Below are 19,292 nucleotides of genomic sequence, written 5' to 3'. Positions count from 1 at the left end.
GCGGGCCGCGCACCGCCCAAGGGGTTTAGGCGGGTGCGACGATCACTTCCGTGCCGTTGGCTTCGAACGCTGCCTTGTCGCGCGCAGAAATGCCGGAATCGGTGATCAGCCGGGTGAAGTCATAGCCATCCATGGTGGCAAAAGCCCGCACGCCAACTTTGGAGGAATCAGCCAGGACGTAGGACACCCTTGCGCGGGAAGCCAGCAAGGCGTTGACAGAGGCTTCCCCCTCCCCCGTGTTGGTGGGTCCCACCTCCGGATCGATGCCGTTGACACCGATGAAGGCGATGTCCAGCACCACCTTCTGCATGATGATGTCCGTGTAAGGGCCCACGAGTTCATACGAGCGTGGGTTCAGGATGCCGCCGGTCACCATCACCTTGATGTTGGGCCGCACCGCCAGCTGGCCGGCGATGTTGATGGCATTGGTCACCACTGTCAGCGTCGGCTGGTTGGAGGGTGCGTTCAGGTCCTCGCGGGTGGCCAGGATCTGCGCAAGGGCGGTGCTGGTGGTGCCACCGCAGAGACCGATCACCGCACCCGGCCGAATCAAGGCAGAGGCGCACTGCGCGATCTGTTCCTTGGCTTCGGCATGGTCGTCGCGGTTGTAACGTCCGGGCAGGTCGTATGCGAGGGCGCCCGTGGTGGCGCCGCCGCGGGTCCGCGTCAACAGGCGTCGCTTGGCAAGGCTGTCCAGGTCGCGCCGGGCTGTGGCAGGGGAAACGTTGAGGGTGCTGACGATCTCGTCAACCTCCACCTGCCCGGTCCTGGCCAGCAGGTCAAGAATCGCTGTCAGCCGGTCGGTACGCGTCATACAAGCGGGCCTTTCGATACATCAGCCACCACTCCTGATGACGTTTCCTGATTATAACCCTAGGGAAACAATCAGGAACAATCAAAGTGGCGCCTATGATTACCGTTCCCGGGTTCCGGCCCGCCACACAGCGTACGTCAGCGGCATCCCCGGCCGGTAAGCGAGGTGCGTCGCGGACGGTGCGTTCAGTAAGTGCAGGTCGGCCCGGTGTCCGACGGCGATGGACCCCACGGCGCGTTCGCCGTCGGCATCCCGCCCGGCTTCCTTGTGCAACGCCAGCGCGCCGCCGTAGGTGGCGGCACGGACAGCCTCGTGCACGCTGAGGCGCATCTGGAGCACGGCCGTCGTCACGCAGAAAGCCATGGAACTGGTGTACGACGTGCCCGGGTTGCAATTGGATGCCAAGGCCACCTGCACACCGGCGTCGAGGAGTTCGCGGGCGGGGGCCAACGGCTGGCGGGTGGACAGGTCGCAGGCAGGAAGGCAGGTGGCAACAGTGCCCCGCTCCCCCGTCCCCACGGCAGGGTCCCAGCCCGACCAGGACGCAGCCAGCGCTTTCACATCCTGCGCTGCAAGGTAGTTGACGTGGTCCACGCTGGCCGCGCCCAGCTCCACGGCGAGCTGCACACCGGGGCCTTCACCGAGCTGGTTGCCGTGCACGCGCAGCCCCAGCCCGGCGTCACGGCAGGCCACCAGCACACGGCGTGACTGCTCCGCGTTGAACGCGCCCTCCTCGCAGAAGACGTCAGCCCACTGGACGTACGGGCGGACCGCGGCGAGCATCGGCCCGCAGACCAGGTCCGTATAAGCCTCCGGATCCTGCCCGGCAGGCACCAGGTGCGCGCCGAGGTAGGTCACCTGGTCCGCGATGGTGGAGGCAATGCGCGCGCTCCGGGCCTCATGCTCAACGTCCAGTCCATAGCCGGTCTTGGTTTCCAGGTAAGTGGTGCCCTGGGATACGGCCTCGGCCACCCGCCCCATGGCCAGGCGGGTGAGGTCGAAATCGGACGTGGCACGCGTCGCGTTCATGGTGACGGCGATGCCGCCGGCGGCGTAGGCCTCCCCCGCCATCCGTGCCTCGAATTCTGCGGTGCGGTCCCCGGCGAACAGCAGGTGGCTGTGCGAGTCCACCCACCCCGGCAGCATGGCACGGCCGCCGGCATCGACCCTGTCATCCGCGGCGGGAGCATCGGCCGCTGCCCCAATCCAGGAGATCCGTTCGCCCTCGACCACCACCGCCGCGTCCTTCAAAACCCGGTGTTCCAGGTCCTGCGTCATCAGCTCGGCGATGTTGGTGATCAAGGTGCTCATGGAATCATTCTTCAGCGTCGGATGGACCAGCGTGTGGCTGCCAGGGCCTGTGCTGTCCGGGATTCCGGACCGTCGGCAGCCCCATCGGCGGGGGCGGCACCGCCGGAAGAGTACAGCGCGGCAAGAATCTGCCCCGCTGCCAACTCGGCCATCGCGGCAGAGGTCTGGAAGCCATAGCCGCCCTGCCCTGCCAGCCAGTAGAACCCGGCAGCCTCGGCGTCGAACCCGGCCACCGGCACCCCGTCCGCGGCTTCCGTGCGCAGGCCCGTCCATGCCCGTCGGATGCCGCTGATCCCCAGGCTGGTGAACGCATTGAGCTTTTCCACCAGGCGTTCCACATCGCCGGGACTCGGCCGCGCATCTTCGGGCCCGCTGGGCACAGTCTCCGAGGGAGAAATCAGCACGTCCTGCCCGTCCGGCCGGAAATAGAACGTGTTGTCCGCCGCTGCCACCATGGGGGTGGCGGCGGGCAAGGGATGGTCGACGGCGGCAATCGCCGCAGTGCGCCGGTACGGCTGGAGTCCCAGCTTCTCGACGCCGCTAAGCACCGCCAGTTCGTCCGCCCAGGCGCCTGCCGCATTGACCAGCACGGAGGCCTCAAAACCCTCTGCACCGGCACCCACCTGCCACCCGGAACCCAGCCGTTGTGCCGAATGCACGCGGGCACCGGTGATGATGTCGGCTCCGGCGGCGAGCGCCCGCTTGCGGTGGTCCTCCAGCAGCAGGGGCGCATTGCAGCCAAAGGAGCCGGTATCCAGTCCGGCGGCTTCAAAGGTTCCCGGGACCAGCGCAGGGCACAGCTCAAGGGCACGGTCCACGGCAATGGACTGCATGTGCCCGCTGGCCTCCGCGGCGACATCCTCCGCAGAGCCCACCAGCATGAAACTGCGCTGCGTCAGGACGGGTTCGGGCGATTCTGCGTCGCGGGCTGCGAGCAGCTCAAGGGTCCGGACGGTAAGCTCCTGCACCACGGGAGGCCCGTAGCTTGGGATCAGCTGGCGGGCGGAGCGGGAGGACGTGTGGTACGCCAGTTCCTGCTCCGCCTCCACCAGCGCAACGCTGCAGCGGCCGGCGAGGGCGGACGCCAGGGACAGGCCGGCGATGCCGCCGCCCACAATCAGGACATCGTAGTGTGCTGCCATTCGTCCATCCTGACAGAGTTCCTGCGAACTGAAACCCCGCCGTCGGGGAGTCCCGTCAGGCTGCTGCCTCGGCCCGGCTGGCGACGAAGGCACCTACGCACGCTTCGACGTCGTCCGCTGAGTGCGCAGCGGAGAGCTGCACCCGGATCCTGGCGGCACCGCGCGGAACCACCGGAAAACTGAAGGCAGTGACGAAGACGCCGTGCTGCAGCATCCGGTCCGCCACCTTGGCCGCCATGACGGCGTCGCCAAACATGACCGGGACAATGGCGTGCTCGCCGGGAAGCAGGTCGAAGCCCTCTTCGGTCATCCGGCGGCGGAACAGCCCGGCGTTTTCGAACAGGCGGCGGCGAAGGTCGGCCGAGTTCTGCACCAGGTCAAGCGCCTTGAGGGTCGCGGCAACAATGGCGGGAGCCAGGGAATTGGAGAACAGGTAGGGCCGCGCCTTCTGGCGCAGCATGGCCACGATCTCCCCGCGTCCGGAGACGTACCCGCCGGACGCTCCGCCCAGGGCCTTGCCGAAGGTGCCGGTGTAGATGTCCACCCGGTCGGAGACGCCGGCGTGCTCGGGAGTGCCCGCACCGGTGGCGCCCATGAAGCCCACCGCGTGGGAATCGTCCACCATGACCATGGCGCCATACTTTTCGGCGAGGTCGCAGATGGCCTCAAGCGGGGCCAGGTAGCCGTCCATGGAGAAGACGCCGTCGGTGACGATCAGTGTCCGGCGGGCGTCCTGAGCCTCCTGCAGGCGCGCCTCGAGTTCGGCCATGTCCTGGTTGGCGTAGCGGTAGCGGCGGGCCTTGCAGAGGCGGATGCCGTCGATGATGGAGGCGTGGTTGAGCGCGTCGGAGATCACGGCGTCGTCCGGGCCCAGCAGGGACTCGAACACGCCGCCGTTGGCGTCGAAGCAGCTGGAGAACAGGATGGTGTCCTCGGTGCCCAGGAACGCGGAGACCTTGGCTTCCAGTTCCAGATGGAGGTCCTGGGTGCCGCAGATGAACCGGACGCTGGCCATGCCGAAGCCGCGTTCATCCATGGCGGCCTTGGCGGTGCTGATGATGTCCGGGTGGTCAGCCAGGCCCAGGTAGTTGTTGGCGCAGAAATTGAGCACGTCAGCTCCCGGGCCGCCAATCTGCCCGGCGGTGATGTGGCTGGACTGGGGCGAGCTGATGCTGCGTTCGGTCTTGTACAGTCCCGCGGTGCGGATCCCGTCCAGTTCTTCGCGCAGCTGGTCCTTGATGGAGGTGTACATGGGGTTCCTTACAGTCGGGTCCAGTCGAGGACAACTTTGCCGCCCACGCCGCTGCGGGCGATCTCGAAGCCTTTTTCCCATTCCGTGGCGGGCAGCGTGTCCGTCACCACGGCGGAGATCCCGGCGTGCAGCACCGGATTGGAGGACAGCATGGCGCTCATGGCGTACCAGGTTTCGTACATTTCGCGGCCGTAGATGCCCTTGAGCGTGAGCATGTGGGTGACCACTTTGCCCCAGTCGATGGTGATCTCCTGGCTGGGCAGGCCCAGCATGGCGATCCGGGCGCCGTGGTTCATGTTGTCGATCATCTCAGGCAGGGCCGAGGGGTGGCCGGACATTTCCATTCCGACGTCGAAGCCTTCGCGCATGCCCAGCTCGCGTTGGGCGTCGCGCACCCGGGTGGTGGAGACGTCGATGGCGAGATCGGCTCCGAGCTGCCGTGCCAGGTCCAGCCGCGGCCGGGACACGTCCGTGATGACGATCTTCCGCGCTCCGGCGTGGCGGGCCACGGCGATGGCCATGAGGCCGATGGGGCCTGCGCCGGTGATGAGCACGTCCTCGCCCACCAGCGGGAAGCTGAGTGCTGTGTGGACGGCATTTCCGAAGGGGTCGAAGATGGCACCGAGTTCGGGCGTGACGGAGGGATCATGGTGGACCCAGACATTGGTTTCGGGGATCACGACGTATTCGGCAAAGGCGCCATCGCGCTGGACTCCCACGCTGACCGTGTGGATGCACATCTGGCGGCGTCCGGCACGGCAGTTCCGGCAGATGCCGCAGACCACGTGGCCTTCGCCGGAGACCCTGTCCCCGACCTTGACCTCCCGGACGTCCTCGCCCACTTCAACCACTTCGCCGTAGAACTCGTGGCCGGCAATCAGGGGGGCTTCGATGATCCCCTGCGCCCAGGCGTCCCAGGACTGGATGTGCAGATCCGTGCCGCAGATTCCGGTGGTCATGACCCGGATCTTCACGTCAGCCGGGCCTGCTGCGGGTTCGGGCCGTTCGACGAGCTCGAATCCGGCGTGGGGGCCGGCTTTATACAGGGCCTTCATTGGCATCCTTACTGCTTGGCATTCAATCTGCGGGGTACGTCCCCATTGAAGCCCTGCCAATGCTTTAGCACAACAGGGATTTTCTCAATCGACGATGTAGCAGTCCTAATGATTAGAGTGGACGTATGGAGGTTCATCAGCTTGAAATCCTGCGGGAACTGGGCGCCCTGGGCAGTGTGAAGGCCGTGGCCGATACGCTCATGGTCACCCCGTCGGCAGTATCGCAGCAACTGGCGCACCTGCAGCGCACCGTGGAGGTGCCGCTGACGCGCAAGGAAGGCCGGAACCTGGTGCTCACGGAAGCCGGCCAGGTTCTCGCTGACGCGGGCGCCGCCGTCGTCAGTGCCATGGCCGACGCCCGGGGCGCGCTGGGCACTTACCACGGCTCGCCCGCCGGGAGGGTGACCGTCAGCGGGTTCCACAGCGCCGGGCAGGCCCTGTTCGCGCCCCTGGCCCGCATGCTGGACCGGCCGGAGCACCCGCGGATCGAGCTGTCCGACGAGGACGTCGCGCAACAGGACTTCCCGGCCCTCACCGCCCGGTACGACCTGGTGCTGGCGCACCGCATGGACCACAGTCCCCGCTGGCCGGCGGAGCGGGTCGCGGTGATCCCGCTGGCGCATGAGCCGCTGGACGTGGCGCTCCCCGCCGGCCATCCCCTGGCCCAACAGGAGACGGTCACGGCGGACGACGTCGGCACAGAGGCCTGGGTGACCAGCCACCCCGGCTACTCCCCCGCCGATGTCCTGTCCGCCGTCGCCGCCGTCTCCAGCCGCGAGCCTAATATCGTGCACCGCATCAACGACTATTCCACCGTGGCGGCACTCGTGGCCGCCGGCGGTGTGGTGGGGCTGCTCCCCAGATACACGGCGGGCCCGGTCCTGAACCCGGACATCGTGCTGCGACCCCTGGAGGGGATCAGCACCCGCCGCAGGATCGACCTGCTGGCCCGGCCGGAGAACCTCAAGCGCCGCTCCGTGGTGATGGTCTGCGAGGCGCTGGAGGACATCATGGCGGGGCTGGTGAAACAGGGCTGAGCCGGCCGGCGTACTGGAGGCTACGAGTCCTGGCCGTCCTGGTGGTTGCCCTTGCCCATCTTGTGTCCAAGTCCTTGGCCGTTACCCGGCACATGGCCCGGCCCGCGTCCCAACCCACGCCCCAGCCCCAGTCCGGGCCCGTCACCGGCGCCCTTCACGATCCGCGTGGCCGTGGCTTTGTCCCCGTCCTTGACGCCGGCGATGCGCACGGTGTCCCCGGCGGCGATGTCCGCGATGGTCCCGTCCGTCGGCTTAAGCCGCTTGCCGTCGTCGGACTTTCCACCGGGGCTGGGCGCTCCTCCCGGGCTTGGCGTTGCACCTGGATTGGCGGCCGGAGGAATCGTGGTCACCTTCGTGTCGCCATTGACGGTGTAGGTCTGGGAGAAGCCGTCCCCGCTCTTGACGGTGATGCCGGTATCGCTGACCGACTCCACGGTCCCGTTCTGTTCCAGGACCGTCTGGTAGGTGCCGTCGGGCTTCCTGGCGACGCCTTCGCCGTGCAGGAGTTGCCCGCGCTCGGCCTTGCCAGGCTTATGTGGCCCCGGGGCGCTGCCTGAGTTGCCGGGCGCTGTTTGTGATGATGGTGAGGGCGACGGCGTGGGTGCGGGCGTCCCGGTTGCCGGCCAGGCGAGGGCGGCCCCTGTCCCGGTAAGTGCCACGGCCACGGCACCGGCCAGCACCGCCTTGCGCATCCTCATAGGTTCCCGGACCACCATGGTTGTTCCTCCCGCACGCAGCCAGGGCACCGGCGCCCTGTGGGCTCCAGTGTAAGTCCGCCGCAGGCGCCCAACCACGGGTAGTTTCACTGAGCGCCGCCTGAGTACTTAACGCGGAACTGGGTAGCACCAGGTGTCGTTATGAGGGTTCAAAACGACACCTGGCGCTACCCAGTTGGGTCCTGCAGGGGTGTACTAGACGGTGACGCCCAGCTTCTCCAGGATCAGTTCCTTCACGCGGCCGGCGTCGGCCTGTCCACGGGTAGCCTTCATGACCCCGCCCACGATCGCGCCGATGGCCTGGACCTTGCCGCCACGGATCTTGTCCGCGACGCCGGGCTGCGCGGCGAGTGCGGCGTCGATGGCTTCCAGGAGGGGCCCATCGTCGGATACGACGGCGAGGCCGCGCTTCTCCACGATCTCCTCCGGGGTGCCCTCACCGGCGAGTACGGCGTCCAGCACCTGGGAGGCCATCTTGTTGTTGATCTTGCCCGCCTCAACCATGCGGCTCAGCTCCACCACCGTGGCAGCCTCGACGCCCAGCTGGCCGGGATCGACGTCGGCAGCCTTGGCGCGGCCCACGATCTCACCCATCCACCACTTGCGGGCCACGGATGCGGTGGCGCCGGCGGCGATGGTTTCCTCTATCTCGTCCAGGACGCCGGCGTTGACCACGTCGCGGAATTCGAGGTCGGAGTAGCCCCAGTCGGCCTTGAGGCGCTTGCGGCGCTCGGCCGGCGGCTCGGGCAGGGTGGCGCGCAGTTCCTCCACCCATTCCCGGGAGGCCACCACGGGAACCAGGTCCGGTTCCGGGAAGTAGCGGTAGTCGTCAGCGTCGGACTTGGCGCGGCCGGAGGTGGTGGTCCGGGTGTCCTCGTGCCAGTGGCGGGTTTCCTGGATCACCGGTTCACCCGAGTCCAGGACAGCGGCGTGGCGCTGGATCTCGTAGCGGACGGCGTGTTCCACGGCGCGCAGCGAGTTCACGTTCTTGGTCTCGGAACGGATGCCGAACCGTTCGCGGCCGTGCGGGCGGAGCGAAACGTTCGCGTCGCAGCGGACGTTGCCGCGTTCCATCTTCGCGTCGGACACGCCCAGGTTCTTCACGATCTCCCGGACGGCCGCCACGTAGGCCTTGGCCAGTTCCGGTGCACGGGACCCGGCGCCCTCGATGGGCTTGGTGACGATTTCCACCAGCGGAACACCGGCACGGTTGTAGTCCACCAGCGAGAAGTCGGCGCCCTGGATCCGGCCGGTGGCACCGCCCATGTGGGTCAGCTTCCCGGCGTCCTCCTCCATGTGCGCGCGCTCGATCTCCACGCGGAACACGGTGCCGTCCTCGAGCTCAACGTCCAGGTAGCCGTCGTAGGCGATGGGCTCGTCGTACTGGGACGTCTGGAAGTTCTTGGGGGTGTCCGGGTAGAAGTACTGCTTCCGGGCGAAGCGGCAGGATTCGGCGATCTTGCAGTTCAGCGCCAGGCCGATCTTGATGGAGGACTCGATGGCCGTCTTGTTCACCACGGGCAGGACGCCGGGCATACCCAGGTCCACCTCGTTGACGTTGGTGTTGGGCTCGTCGCCGAAGACGTTGGGGGCGGAGGAGAACATCTTGGTCTTGGTGTTCAGCTCCACGTGGACCTCGAACCCCAGGACGGGATCGTACTTCTCCATGGCCTCTTCGAAGCTCAGGATGTCATCAGTGCTCATTATTTTGCCTCCTGGGTTTCGAGGGTTCCGGCAACGGCAAGGTCGGGAGCCTGGGCCAGCAGCGGGCCGCCCCACTTGGCTTCGAGCAGCGATTCAAGGACCGCACCCACCCGGTACAGGCGGGCGTCCTCGCGGGCCGGGGCCAGCAACTGGATACCGACAGGCAGCCCGTCCTCGTCCGCCAGGCCGCCAGGCAGCGACAGGCCGGGGACGCCGGCAAGGTTGGCCGGGATGGTGGCGACGTCGTTGAGGTACATGGCCAGCGGATCGTCCAGTTTTTCGCCGAGCGGGAACGCCGTGGTGGGGGCGGTGGGCGAGATCAGGACGTCAGCCTGCGCAAAGGCGGCCTCGAAGTCCCGCTGCACCAGCGTGCGGACCTTCTGCGCGGAGCCGTAGTAGGCGTCGTAGTACCCGGCGGACAGGGCGTAGGTGCCCAGGATGATGCGGCGCTTGACTTCGTCGCCGAAGCCGGCGGCGCGGGTGGCACCCATCACGCGTTCGATGGTCATGGGGCCCTCTTCGGGGAGGACGCGCAGGCCGTACCGGACGCCGTCGAACTTGGCCAGGTTGGATGAGGCCTCGGACGGCATGATCAGGTAGTAGGCGCCCAGGGCGTACTGGAAGTTGGGGCAGGAGACCTCAACGATCTCCGCGCCGGCTTCCTTGAGCAGCTCCAGGGCGTCGTTGAAACGGTTTTCGACGCCGGCCTGGTAGCCCTCGCCGTGCAGTTCCTTGATGATGCCGATCCGCAGGCCCTCGACGTTGCCGGTCTTCGCGGCGGCAACGAGGTCCGCCAGGGGTTCGGGCAGCGAGGTGGAGTCGCGGGGATCGTGGCCGCCGATGACCTGGTGCAGGAGCGCGGAGTCCAGCACGGTGCGGGTGACGGGGCCGATCTGGTCCAGGGAGGACGCCATGGCGATGGCGCCGTAGCGGGAGACGCTGCCGTAGGTGGGCTTCACACCAACGGTTCCGGTGACGGCGCCGGGCTGGCGGATGGAGCCGCCGGTGTCCGTGCCCAGGGCCAGGGGCGCCTCGAAGGCGGCGACGGCGGCAGCGGAGCCACCACCCGAGCCGCCGGGGATCCGGTCCAGGTCCCAGGGGTTGCGGGTGGGGCCGTAGGCGGAGTGCTCCGTGGAGGAGCCCATGGCGAACTCGTCCAGGTTGGTCTTGCCCAGGATGGGCATCTTTGCGGCGCGAAGGCGTTCGACGACGGTGGCGTCGTACGGGCTGTGCCAGCCTTCGAGGATCTTCGAGCCGGCGGTGGTGGGCTGGCCGATGGTGACGATCAGGTCCTTGACGGCGATGGGGACGCCGGCCAGGTAGTGCAGTGCTTCTGCTTCCGCTCCGCCGGCGGCGCGGATGGCGTCCACCTCGGCGGCGACGGCGAGCGCTTCTTCCGCGTTGACGTGCAGGAAGGCGTTGACTTTCCCGTCGACGGCGGCAATGCGGTCCAGGTGGGCCTGGGTGGCTTCGACGGCGGTGACTTCGCCGGCGCGCAGTTTCTCGGCAAGCTGTGCGGCGGACAGCCGGATCAGGGTGCCGGCGCTGGTGTTCTTGTCAGTCATGTCTATGCCTCATCCAGGATGGCCGGAACCTTGAAACGGTTGTCGTCGGAGTCCGGGGCGCCGGAGAGTGCCTGTTCCGCCGTGAAGGTGTGGCCTACGACGTCGTCGCGGAACACGTTGGTCAGCGGAATGGGGTGCGAGGTGGCCGGCACGTCGTCCCCTGCGGCCTCGCTGACGGACTTGACCGAATCCACGATGACGGCGAGTTCGCCGGCCATCCTGTCCAGCTCTTCGGCACTCATCTCGATGTGAGCGAGCCGCGCGAGGTGCGCGACGTCGTCACGGTTGATCGCAGCCATGGATCTCCCCTGCAAAGTTCGAATTGTTTTCCGATCCAGTCTAGTGCGGAAACGCAGATGCCCGTCTGACATCCCCCAGCGGGCGTCAGACGGGCACCTTCGATACCCGGCCTGCCTCGGGGACAGGAGCACGGGCAGCTATAGACTAGCCGATTCCAATGGCTCCGGTAAGCATGCCGACTCCGAGCATTACCAGGGAGATGACGGCGGTGCGCCACAGGACCTTTTTGTGGTGGTCGCCCAGGTCCACCTTGGCCAGCGAGACCAGCAGCAGGATGGCCGGAACCAGCGGGCTCTGCAGGTGGAACGGCTGGCCGGTGATGGAGGCACGGGCCATGTCAGCGGCGCCGACACCGTAGTGGGCAGCGGTTTCGCTGAGGACGGGCAGGACGCCGAAGTAGAATGCGTCGTTGCTCATGAAGAACGTCATGGGAATGCTGAGCACACCGGTGATGACCGCCATGAACGGGCCCATGGAGGTGGGGATGATCTGGACCAGCCACGCGGACATGGCTTCCACCATGCCGGTGCCCTTGAGGACGCCGGTGAGGACGGCGGCGGCCATGACCATGCTGACCACGGCGACGATGGACGGTGCGTGCGCAATCAGCTGGGCGCCCTGGTCCTTGACCTTGGGGAAGTTGACCAGCAGGGCGATTGCGGCGCCCACCATGAACACGAACGGCAGCGGGATGATGTTGGCGACGAGCACCACCATGACGGCGACGGTCAGGGCCAGGTTGAACCAGAACAGCTTGGGGCGCAGGGTGCTGCGGTTGGGGTCGAGCGCGGTGTCCGCCATGGCGGAGTCGTGCTCGTCCACCAGGGTTTCGGTGCGGTCCAGGACCGCCACCGAACCACCGGCGGGGGCTGCTCCGCCGGGGTTGCCGCCCTTGCGGCGGCCACTTCCAAAAGCGCCGGTTCGGGAAGCGCCGGTGCCTGAGGCACCTGTGGAGGTGCCGCCGTCGAACTCTTCCGCAGTGTCCGGCACGCCCCAGATCTCGGGGGCCGTGGCGCGGAGGCGGTTGCGTTCCTGCAGGCCGAGCAGCCAGGAGAAGGCGAAGACGACCACCAGGCCGGCCACGAGGGACGGGATCATGGGGACGAAGACGTCGTTGACGTCGATCTTCAGGGCGGTGGCGGCGCGGGCCGTGGGGCCGCCCCAGGGCAGGATGTTCATGGTGCCGTTGGCCAGGCCGGCCACGCAGGTGAGGACCACGGGGCTCATCTTGAGGCGCAGGTAGACCGGCAGCATCGCGGCGGTGGTGAGGATGAAGGTGGTGGACCCGTCGCCGTCCAGGGACACGGCGGCGGCCAGGATGGCGGTGCCCAGGACCACCTTGGCGGGGTCGTTGCCCAGCTTGCGGAGGATGAACTTCACCAGCGGGTCAAAGAGCCCGACGTCGATCATCAGGCCGAAGTAGATGATGGCGAACATCAGCAGGGCCGCGGTGGAGGTCATGGACTTCATGGAGTCCATCACCATGTCGCCGATGCCCAGGCCGGCACCGGCGAACAGGCCGAAAACAGTAGGGACAATGATCAACGCCAGCACTGGCGTCAACTTCTTCGTCATGATCAGCACCATGAATACCGCGATCATGGCGAATCCAAGTATTACCAGCACAGCCGGCTCCTTCTTGTGAACAGCGGCACAGCGGTGTGACGCGTGCTACAGACTGTAGGGTGGCGGCCGTCACGGCAGTGCCTTTGGCTCAATTGATTGGCATACTGCTTATTGGGAGCATTTTGCTCATTGTGCTCACAGCGCTTAGGCGCCGAAACCATGGCCCGCCGCCACCCGTCAAGGAGGATGAATGCAGCGTTCCGCGCCCCTGCAGCCGCTGCGGTTTTCCACCCAGACGCTGTTGCTGCAGCTGGCCGTGGTGCTGCTGGTGGTGCTGCTGAGCACCTCCGTGCACGCGTGGCTGACGTATGACCGGGTGGGCAGCGATGCGGAGAACCAGGCCCTGACGCTGGCCCGGACCGTTGCCTCCGACCCGGAGGTCCGTGCCGATGTGCTGGCCATCAGCGGACAGCCCGGCACTCCCCCGGCAGCAGAGCTCCTGGCCGGGCCACTGCAGGCATCCGCCGAGGCGGCGCGGACCAGGACCGGCGCCTTGTTCGTGGTCATCACGGACGAAACGGGCATCCGGCTGGCCCACCCGGATCCGCAACGGCTCGGTGAGAAGGTCAGCACGGACCCCTCCGAGGCGTTGTCCGGGCAGGAGGTCACCACCCGGAACACCGGAACACTCGGCCCGTCCGCCGGCGCGAAAGTTCCGGTCTACGCACCCGGCACCGGCGCGGTGGTGGGCGAGGTGAGCGTGGGTTACTCCATGGAAACCGTGGCCCAGAGCGTGGCCCGGGACATCGGGCCCGTGGCACTGACCGCCGCGGGCGCCCTCCTGGCCGGCGTCCTGGGCTCCTTCCTGCTGCGCCGGCGCCTGCAGCGCCTCACCCTGGGCCTGGAACCGGAAGAGATCAGCACGCTGGTCCATGACCAGGTGGCGGTACTGCAGGGCGTGGACGACGGCGTCATCGGCGTCAGTGCCGACGGCCGGATCAGCGTCTTCAACGCCGCCGCGCAGCGGCTGCTGGGACTGCCGGACCTGTCGGGATCCCGCTGGGAGGACGCGCCCGTCCCGGAACAGCTGAAGTCCCTCACGCGCCCCGGGACCGGGGTTGCGGGCCCGGCGGTTGCCACCGGCGGATCAAACCAGGATGCTCTCGAGCTGGTGGCCGGCGGCCGGGTGCTGGTGGTGAATGCGCGCAAAGCCCTGCACCGCCGGGAGGACCTGGGCTGGGTGGTCATGCTGCGTGACCGGACGGAACTGCAGGAGCTTACGCGGCAACTTGACGCCGTGGGGACCATGTCCACCGCCCTGCGCGCCCAGCGGCACGAGTTCGCCAACCAGCTGCACACCCTTGCCGGCTTCCTGGGCATCGGGCAGCACCAGGAAGCGCGTGACTACCTGGCCGGGCTCGCCGCCACCGGCCCGCTGAAGTTCCCGGTGGACCAGGCCGAGCTGCTGCAGGACCCGTACCTGCAGGCCTTCGTGGGCGCCAAGGGCGTGGAGGCCGACGAACGGGGCGTCGCACTGCGCATCGGGCCGGAGACCCTGGTCCGCGGGCAGGTGACGGAGGCCCAGGACGTGACCACGGTGCTGGGGAACCTGCTCGACAACGCCGTCAACGCCGCCGTGGCGGGCTCGTCTACGGACCGCTGGGTTGAGCTGGAGGTACTGGATGAGCCGGGCGACGACGGCGGCACGCTGCACGTCGTGGTGGCGGACTCCGGTGACGGGCTGGCAGAAGGCACCGACACGGAGGCCGTGTTTGCCGAAGGTTTCACCACCGCTTCCGGCCCGGTCCGCGCCGGCGGCGGCCAGGGCTTCGGGCTGGCGCTGGCCCGCCAGCTGGCACGGCGCCGGGGCGGCGATGTGAAGGTGCTGGACCGCGGCGCCAGGGGTGGGCCGGGCGCCGTGTTCATGGCCACCCTTCCGCACACGACGGCAGGGAGCCCTGCCGCGAAGACCACGGGGGAAGCCGGAAAGGAAACGAATGGCTGACGATTTTCGGGTCCTGATCGTGGACGACGACTTCCACGTGGCCAAGCTGCACGCCGCCTACGTGGATTCGGTGGCGGGGTTCCTGGCGCTGGCCCCCGTCGGAACGGCGTCGCTGGCCCTGCAGGCGATCCACAGCCTGCGGCCGGACCTGGTGCTGCTGGACGTGTACCTTCCGGACGCCTCCGGCCTGGACCTGCTGCAGCAGCTGGATGTGGACACGATCATCCTCAGCGCCGCGTCTGATCCCGCGTCGGTCCGGGTCGCGTTCCGCCGCGGCGCACTGGGATACCTGCTCAAGCCCTTCACGGCGGAGTCACTGTCCCAGCAGCTGCGTTCCTATGCCCGGTACCGGCGCCTCCTGGGCCAGCCCGGGGCACTGGACCAGGACGCCGTGGAGCGCGCCAAACGCGCGCTGATTCCGGGGGACGTCACGCCGTCGTCGAAACCACGCTCCGCGACGGAGGCCGCGGTACTGGAATCGCTGGACCCCGGCGAGCAGTACTCTGCCGCCGAGGTGGCCGCCCGGGTGGGCGTTTCCCGCGCCACCGCCCAGCGGTACCTGTCCTCGCTGGCGGACGACGGCGCAGTGGACATCCAGCTCCGCTACGGCACCACCGGCAGGCCCGAGCACCGCTACGGCCTGCCGGCACGGTAGGGCCGGAAACTTACTCGCTCTTCTGCGCGACCAGTTCGATCTCGACGAGCATCTTCGGGTCCAGGAACGGGAGCACGTGGACCAGGGAGAGGGTGGGACGGATCTCGCCGAACACCTCGCCGTGGGCCCGGCCGGCCTCTTCCCACTTGCTGATGTCCGTCAGGTACAGCTTGGACTGCACCACGTCCCCATAGCCGAAGCCGGCCTCAGCCAGGACCTTGCCGAGTTTCTGCAGGATGTACTGGGTCTGGGTGTAGAAGTCATCCCCCACCACTCCTTCGTCGCCGCTGGCCGCGGTGGCAGAGATGTAGAGGGTGTTGTCCACCTGGACGGCGCGGGAATAGCCGAGGGTCTGTTCCCAGACGGATCCGCTGCCGAAGGTTTTGCGCATGGGTGGGCCTTTCAAAGCTGGGATGGGTCGCCACCACTGTAGGGCTGCTACAGGTCGCGCCGGTAAACCAGCAGTTTTATGTCGGTTCCCGGGACCAGCCAGTCCCGCTCAGGCACCCGCTGGAAGCCGGTCTTGCGGTACAGCCCGTGCGCGCTCTCCCAGGTTTGGCCGGTGGTGAGGGCCACCGCACGGATGCCGGGAAGGGTCCTGGCATGGCCGATGATGGCCTCCACCATGGCTTTGCCGGCCCCGCTGCGCTGCACGGCAGGGTCCACCACCAGCATCCGGAATTCCAGCTCATCCTGCAGGGCGATATCCGCGTACGGCTCCCCCGCCAGCGCCAGCGTGACGGAACCGATGACAGCTCCCTCGCGCTCCGCCACCCAGATGGTGGCCTGCTCCGCGCGCTCTGCCACATCCATGATCTTCACCATGTAGGGGTGCGCGGCGTCGTCGAAGTAGCCTGCCGAAAGATACGAAGCTCCGGTGATGCGGGCAATGGCGGCGAAGTCGGCCTCGACGGCGGGACGGATGGTTATCTGCGGCTGCACCCGTCAATGCTAGTGGCGGGCCGGGGCGCTCTACGGCAGGAAGGCACTTTCCGTGACAGAACTATCAGAACGGGTGGCCCCGCTCTTTCGATGAGGCCGGTTCCCATGCCCACTCAGAGCGGAAACTTCCCGGACAGCTCCAGGCTGGCGGCACAGGTCCAGGCGTCCAGGCGTTCCCCATCGGTGGGGCCGCCGTCGAGGGGGCTCGTCAGGCGCGGCCTGCGCACCCAGCAGCCGGCCTCCTCCGCGATCAGGGCGCCGGCTGAAAAGTCATGCTCGTTCAGACCCCGCTCGCCGTAGGCATCGTGGGTTCCGTCCGCCACCATGCACAGGTCCAGGGCGGCGGAACCAAGCCGGCGGACATCGGCAAAGCCGTCCATCAACGTGCCGAAGGCGGCCGCCTGCTGGGCGCGGACATCCGGCTCGTAGCTGAACCCGGTGGCCAGGATCTGCCCGGCGCGGCCCGGAACCGGCCCGTCCAGCCTGGTGACGGTGCCGCGTTCCTCCAGCCACGCTCCCTGGCCGCGGGCAGCGTAGTACACCCGCCCCAGGGCAGGGGCGTTGACGACGCCGGCCAGCCAGACGCCGTCGGCATCGGCAACAGCCACGGAGGTGGCGTAGTAGACGATGTTGCGGATGAAGTTGGTGGTGCCGTCCAGGGGGTCGATGGACCAGCGGTAACCCGTGGGGTCGGCGGCACGGGTGGTTCCCTGTTCCTCGCCGGTGATGCTGTCGCCCGGGCGGGCAGCGGTGATGACGCGGCGTACGGCGTTTTCCGCCGCCAGGTCAAAGGCCGTCACCCAGTCCCCGGCGGCTCCCTTGTTGCTTGCGTCCAGGGCGTTGCCGTCGCGGCCGGACAGGACTTTTGCGCCTGCGGCGGCGGCCTGTTTGGCGACCTCCAGCAGTTCCGTTGCGGACGTCATGCGTTCTCCTCCACGGTGCTCTCCCCGGCAGTGTTCTCCCCTGCAGAGGCGGGTACCGTCGCCTCTTCGTTGCCCCCGTCATCCCCGCCCGGTTCCACGGCATCTGCTGCCGGGGCATCCCCCACGGCTGCCGGGCCGCCGTCGAGCAGTTGCCGGAACCCGTCCTCGTCCAGGACGCGGACGCCCAGCTGCTCTGCCTTGTCCAGCTTGCTGCCGGCACTTTCGCCGGCCACCACGTAACTGGTGTTCTTGGAAACGGAGCCGGCTGCCTTGCCGCCGCGGAGCAGGATGGCTTCCTTGGCCTCGTCGCGGCTGAAGTTGGGCAGGGAACCCGTGACCACCACGGTCAGTCCCTCAAGGGTGCGCGGCATGGACTCGTCGCGTTCGTCCTCCATGCGGACCCCGGCGGCGGCCCAGCGGTCGATGATCTCGACGTGCCAGTCCTCGGCGAACCATTCCTTCAGCGCGGCGGCGATGGTGGGGCCAACGCCGTCCACATGCGCAAGTTCCTCTTCGGACGCGGCGCGGATGCGGTCCATGCTGCCGAACGCCTGCGCCAGGGCCCGGGATGCGCGGGGACCGACGTGGCGGATGGACAGGGCCACCAGGACGCGCCACAGCGGCTGGGTCTTGGCCTTTTCAAGTTCCTTGAACAGTTTCTGGGTGGTGGCGGTGGGCTTGGACGGCGACTTGGCCGTGCCCTTGCTGAAGAAGTACGGCACCAGCTCGTATTCGCCGGTGGGAACGCCTTTACTCTTCTTTTCACGCCGGATCCGGACACCGGCCAGGTCCTCGGGGGTGAGGTCGAACAAGCGGGCTTCGGAGGTCAGCGGAGGGGTGTCCGGTTCGGCAGGCTGGGTCAGCGCGATGGCCGCCTCCCAGCCCAGGGCCTCGATATCGAAGGCACCCCGGCCGGCAACGTGGAACACGCGCTCCCGGAGCTGGGACGGGCAGGACCTCGCGTTGGGGCACCGGACATCCACGTCCCCCTCCTTCGCAGGTGCCAGCGGGGTACCGCAGGAAGGGCACTCGGTGGGCATCACGAAGTCGCGTACGGGCGGGTCCTGCTGGTCCCGGAGGTTCAGGACCGGGCCCACGATTTCGGGGATGACGTCCCCCGCCTTCCGCAGGATGACGATGTCGCCGATCTTGACGCCCTTGGCCTTGACCACGTCCTGGTTGTGCAGGGTGGCCATTTCCACGGTGGATCCGGCAACCTTGACCGGCTCCATCACACCGTAGGGCGTGACGCGGCCGGTGCGGCCCACGTTGACCTGGATATCCAGCAGCTTGGTGTGGACTTCCTCCGGTGGGTACTTGTACGCCACGGCCCAGCGGGGAACACGGGTGGTGTTGCCCAGGGCGCGCTGGGTGGCGAAATCATCGACTTTGATGACGATGCCGTCGATTTCGTGAAGCAGCTTGTGGCGCTGGTCCCCGTACCGCTTGATGAATCCGAGGACGTCGTCCCGGGCTTCCAGCACCTCGAAGTACGGGCTCACCGGCAGGCCCCACTCCTTCAGCAGGCCGTAGGTCTCCGACTGGCTGCCGGCGGCAAGGCCCTCCCGGGCGCCGATGCCGTGGACAAACATTTTCAGTGGCCGCTTGGCCGTCTCCGCCGGATCCTTTTGCCGCAGCGAGCCGGCGGCGGCGTTGCGGGGATTGGCCAGCGGCGCCTTCCCGGCTTCGATCAGGGCCTCATTGAACTCGGCGAACGCCTTGGACGGGATGAAGACCTCGCCGCGCACTTCCATCTCTGCGGGGAAACCGCCGCCGCGCAGTTCCTGCGGGATTTCCTTGATGGTGAGCAGGTTGTGGGTAATGTCCTCACCTGTGGTGCCGTCGCCGCGGGTGGCAGCCCGCACCAGTTTGCCGTCGCGGTACAGGAGGTTGACCGCCAGGCCATCGATTTTCAGTTCGGTCAGCCACGCCGCCTTTGCGCCACCGTCCCCGATCTTTTCGATGCCGGCCTCGGCCCGGTTCAGCCATGCCTCAAGCTCCTGCAGGGAGAAGACATCCTCGAGGCTGTACATCCGCTGCAGGTGTTCCACCGGAGCAAACGCGGCGGACACCTCGCCGCCCACTTCCTGGGTGGGTGAATCGTTGGCCACCAGTTCCGGGTGCAGCGCCTCGATCTCCTCGAGGCGGCGGAAGAGGGAATCGAACTCGGCGTCCGATACCAGCGGCGCGTCCTCCTGGTAGTACGCAAACCGGTACTTCCGGACCAGGTCCGCGAGGTTGTCATATTCCTCGCGGATGGCCTCGGTGGGGATCGCTTCGGGCTCGTGCGGTGCCGTGGTCCGGG

General features: G+C 67.7%; 17 protein-coding genes. 3 read left to right on the top strand and 14 right to left on the bottom strand.

Annotation, left to right across the window (positions count from 1 at the left end; genetic code table 11):
- Positions 1 to 25 precede the first annotated feature (25 nt).
- The 5 genes from LDO22_RS20715 to tdh form a co-directional block, all read right to left on the bottom strand.
- Positions 26 to 814 (bottom strand): DeoR/GlpR family DNA-binding transcription regulator, encoded by a 789-nt coding sequence (locus LDO22_RS20715; protein WP_224025534.1) that lies wholly within the window; start codon positions 812 to 814, stop codon positions 26 to 28.
- A gap of 99 nt (positions 815 to 913) precedes the next feature.
- The gene (gene hutI, locus LDO22_RS20710) at positions 914 to 2,125 is read right to left on the bottom strand and encodes an imidazolonepropionase (RefSeq protein WP_224025533.1); all 1,212 of its coding nucleotides are present in this window, start codon (positions 2,123 to 2,125) and stop codon (positions 914 to 916) included.
- An 11-nt stretch (positions 2,126 to 2,136) separates the two neighbouring features.
- Positions 2,137 to 3,267: an FAD-dependent oxidoreductase gene (locus tag LDO22_RS20705; RefSeq protein WP_224025532.1), complete on the bottom strand. Its 1,131-nt coding sequence runs from the start codon at positions 3,265 to 3,267 to the stop codon at positions 2,137 to 2,139.
- A 55-nt stretch (positions 3,268 to 3,322) separates the two neighbouring features.
- The gene (locus LDO22_RS20700) at positions 3,323 to 4,519 is read right to left on the bottom strand and encodes a glycine C-acetyltransferase (RefSeq protein WP_224025531.1); all 1,197 of its coding nucleotides are present in this window, start codon (positions 4,517 to 4,519) and stop codon (positions 3,323 to 3,325) included.
- A gap of 8 nt (positions 4,520 to 4,527) precedes the next feature.
- Positions 4,528 to 5,574, bottom strand: a complete 1,047-nt coding sequence (gene tdh / locus LDO22_RS20695) for an L-threonine 3-dehydrogenase (protein WP_224025530.1) — start codon at positions 5,572 to 5,574, stop codon at positions 4,528 to 4,530.
- Between the two features lie 125 nt (positions 5,575 to 5,699).
- Here tdh and LDO22_RS20690 point away from each other — a divergent pair, with 125 nt between their 5' ends.
- A complete protein-coding gene (locus tag LDO22_RS20690) occupies positions 5,700 to 6,611 on the top strand; it encodes a LysR family transcriptional regulator (protein ID WP_159632429.1) in 912 nt (303 codons plus the stop codon).
- A gap of 20 nt (positions 6,612 to 6,631) precedes the next feature.
- Here the strand turns inward: LDO22_RS20690 and LDO22_RS20685 are convergent, their stop codons facing one another.
- From LDO22_RS20685 to LDO22_RS20665, 5 genes are all read right to left on the bottom strand, one after another.
- Positions 6,632 to 7,327: a hypothetical protein gene (locus LDO22_RS20685; RefSeq protein ID WP_224025529.1), complete on the bottom strand. Its 696-nt coding sequence runs from the start codon at positions 7,325 to 7,327 to the stop codon at positions 6,632 to 6,634.
- 195 nt (positions 7,328 to 7,522) lie between these two features.
- Positions 7,523 to 9,031 carry an Asp-tRNA(Asn)/Glu-tRNA(Gln) amidotransferase subunit GatB gene (gatB, locus tag LDO22_RS20680; RefSeq protein ID WP_159632431.1) on the bottom strand — a complete coding sequence of 503 codons (1,509 nt, stop codon included), beginning with the start codon at positions 9,029 to 9,031 and terminating at the stop codon, positions 7,523 to 7,525.
- Complete coding sequence (gatA, locus tag LDO22_RS20675; protein WP_224025528.1) at positions 9,031 to 10,596, bottom strand: Asp-tRNA(Asn)/Glu-tRNA(Gln) amidotransferase subunit GatA; 1,566 nt, start codon at positions 10,594 to 10,596, stop codon at positions 9,031 to 9,033. Before gatA ends, gatB begins: the two co-directional genes overlap by 1 nt.
- 2 nt (positions 10,597 to 10,598) lie before the next feature.
- Positions 10,599 to 10,895: an Asp-tRNA(Asn)/Glu-tRNA(Gln) amidotransferase subunit GatC gene (gene gatC / locus LDO22_RS20670; protein ID WP_018763018.1), complete on the bottom strand. Its 297-nt coding sequence runs from the start codon at positions 10,893 to 10,895 to the stop codon at positions 10,599 to 10,601.
- A 145-nt stretch (positions 10,896 to 11,040) separates the two neighbouring features.
- Positions 11,041 to 12,522, bottom strand: a complete 1,482-nt coding sequence (locus LDO22_RS20665) for a CitMHS family transporter (RefSeq protein WP_224025527.1) — start codon at positions 12,520 to 12,522, stop codon at positions 11,041 to 11,043.
- 190 nt (positions 12,523 to 12,712) lie between these two features.
- Here LDO22_RS20665 and LDO22_RS20660 point away from each other — a divergent pair, with 190 nt between their 5' ends.
- Together LDO22_RS20660 and LDO22_RS20655 are read left to right on the top strand one after the other, a co-directional pair.
- Positions 12,713 to 14,467: a sensor histidine kinase gene (locus tag LDO22_RS20660; RefSeq protein WP_224025526.1), complete on the top strand. Its 1,755-nt coding sequence runs from the start codon at positions 12,713 to 12,715 to the stop codon at positions 14,465 to 14,467.
- Positions 14,460 to 15,122, top strand: a complete 663-nt coding sequence (locus tag LDO22_RS20655; RefSeq protein WP_224025525.1) for a response regulator — start codon at positions 14,460 to 14,462, stop codon at positions 15,120 to 15,122. The genes LDO22_RS20660 and LDO22_RS20655 overlap by 8 nt, the downstream gene beginning before the upstream one ends.
- Positions 15,123 to 15,132: 10 nt before the next feature.
- On the opposite strand, the gene LDO22_RS20650 is transcribed toward LDO22_RS20655, so the two are convergent.
- The 4 genes from LDO22_RS20650 to ligA form a co-directional block, all read right to left on the bottom strand.
- Positions 15,133 to 15,513, bottom strand: coding sequence for a RidA family protein (locus LDO22_RS20650; protein ID WP_224025524.1), 381 nt, complete (start codon positions 15,511 to 15,513; stop codon positions 15,133 to 15,135).
- 47 nt (positions 15,514 to 15,560) lie between these two features.
- The gene (locus LDO22_RS20645) at positions 15,561 to 16,064 is read right to left on the bottom strand and encodes a GNAT family N-acetyltransferase (protein ID WP_224025523.1); all 504 of its coding nucleotides are present in this window, start codon (positions 16,062 to 16,064) and stop codon (positions 15,561 to 15,563) included.
- Between the two features lie 113 nt (positions 16,065 to 16,177).
- A complete protein-coding gene (locus LDO22_RS20640) occupies positions 16,178 to 16,987 on the bottom strand; it encodes an inositol monophosphatase family protein (RefSeq protein WP_224025522.1) in 810 nt (269 codons plus the stop codon).
- Positions 16,984 to 19,260 (bottom strand): NAD-dependent DNA ligase LigA, encoded by a 2,277-nt coding sequence (ligA, locus tag LDO22_RS20635; RefSeq protein ID WP_224027293.1) that lies wholly within the window; start codon positions 19,258 to 19,260, stop codon positions 16,984 to 16,986. The genes LDO22_RS20640 and ligA overlap by 4 nt, the downstream gene beginning before the upstream one ends.
- Between the last annotated feature and the right edge of the window lie 32 nt (positions 19,261 to 19,292).

It is taken from the genome of Arthrobacter sp. NicSoilC5 (assembly GCF_019977395.1).
In the GTDB taxonomy this organism is placed as follows: Bacteria; Actinomycetota; Actinomycetes; order Actinomycetales; family Micrococcaceae; genus Arthrobacter.
This window is presented reverse-complemented; position numbering and strand designations above follow the sequence as displayed.

What these genes read in the sequence shown, in the direction of transcription:
- LDO22_RS20715 (WP_224025534.1), bottom strand. Translation starts at nt 814, where the DNA reads ATGACGCGTACCGACCGGCTGACAGCGATTCTTGACCTGCTGGCCAGG.
- hutI (WP_224025533.1), bottom strand. Translation starts at nt 2,125, where the DNA reads ATGAGCACCTTGATCACCAACATCGCCGAGCTGATGACGCAGGACCTG.
- LDO22_RS20705 (WP_224025532.1), bottom strand. Translation starts at nt 3,267, where the DNA reads ATGGCAGCACACTACGATGTCCTGATTGTGGGCGGCGGCATCGCCGGC.
- LDO22_RS20700 (WP_224025531.1), bottom strand. Translation starts at nt 4,519, where the DNA reads ATGTACACCTCCATCAAGGACCAGCTGCGCGAAGAACTGGACGGGATC.
- tdh (WP_224025530.1), bottom strand. Translation starts at nt 5,574, where the DNA reads ATGAAGGCCCTGTATAAAGCCGGCCCCCACGCCGGATTCGAGCTCGTC.
- LDO22_RS20690 (WP_159632429.1), top strand. Translation starts at nt 5,700, where the DNA reads ATGGAGGTTCATCAGCTTGAAATCCTGCGGGAACTGGGCGCCCTGGGC.
- LDO22_RS20685 (WP_224025529.1), bottom strand. Translation starts at nt 7,327, where the DNA reads ATGGTGGTCCGGGAACCTATGAGGATGCGCAAGGCGGTGCTGGCCGGT.
- gatB (WP_159632431.1), bottom strand. Translation starts at nt 9,031, where the DNA reads ATGAGCACTGATGACATCCTGAGCTTCGAAGAGGCCATGGAGAAGTAC.
- gatA (WP_224025528.1), bottom strand. Translation starts at nt 10,596, where the DNA reads ATGACTGACAAGAACACCAGCGCCGGCACCCTGATCCGGCTGTCCGCC.
- gatC (WP_018763018.1), bottom strand. Translation starts at nt 10,895, where the DNA reads ATGGCTGCGATCAACCGTGACGACGTCGCGCACCTCGCGCGGCTCGCT.
- LDO22_RS20660 (WP_224025526.1), top strand. Translation starts at nt 12,713, where the DNA reads ATGCAGCGTTCCGCGCCCCTGCAGCCGCTGCGGTTTTCCACCCAGACG.
- LDO22_RS20655 (WP_224025525.1), top strand. Translation starts at nt 14,460, where the DNA reads ATGGCTGACGATTTTCGGGTCCTGATCGTGGACGACGACTTCCACGTG.
- LDO22_RS20650 (WP_224025524.1), bottom strand. Translation starts at nt 15,513, where the DNA reads ATGCGCAAAACCTTCGGCAGCGGATCCGTCTGGGAACAGACCCTCGGC.
- LDO22_RS20640 (WP_224025522.1), bottom strand. Translation starts at nt 16,987, where the DNA reads ATGACGTCCGCAACGGAACTGCTGGAGGTCGCCAAACAGGCCGCCGCC.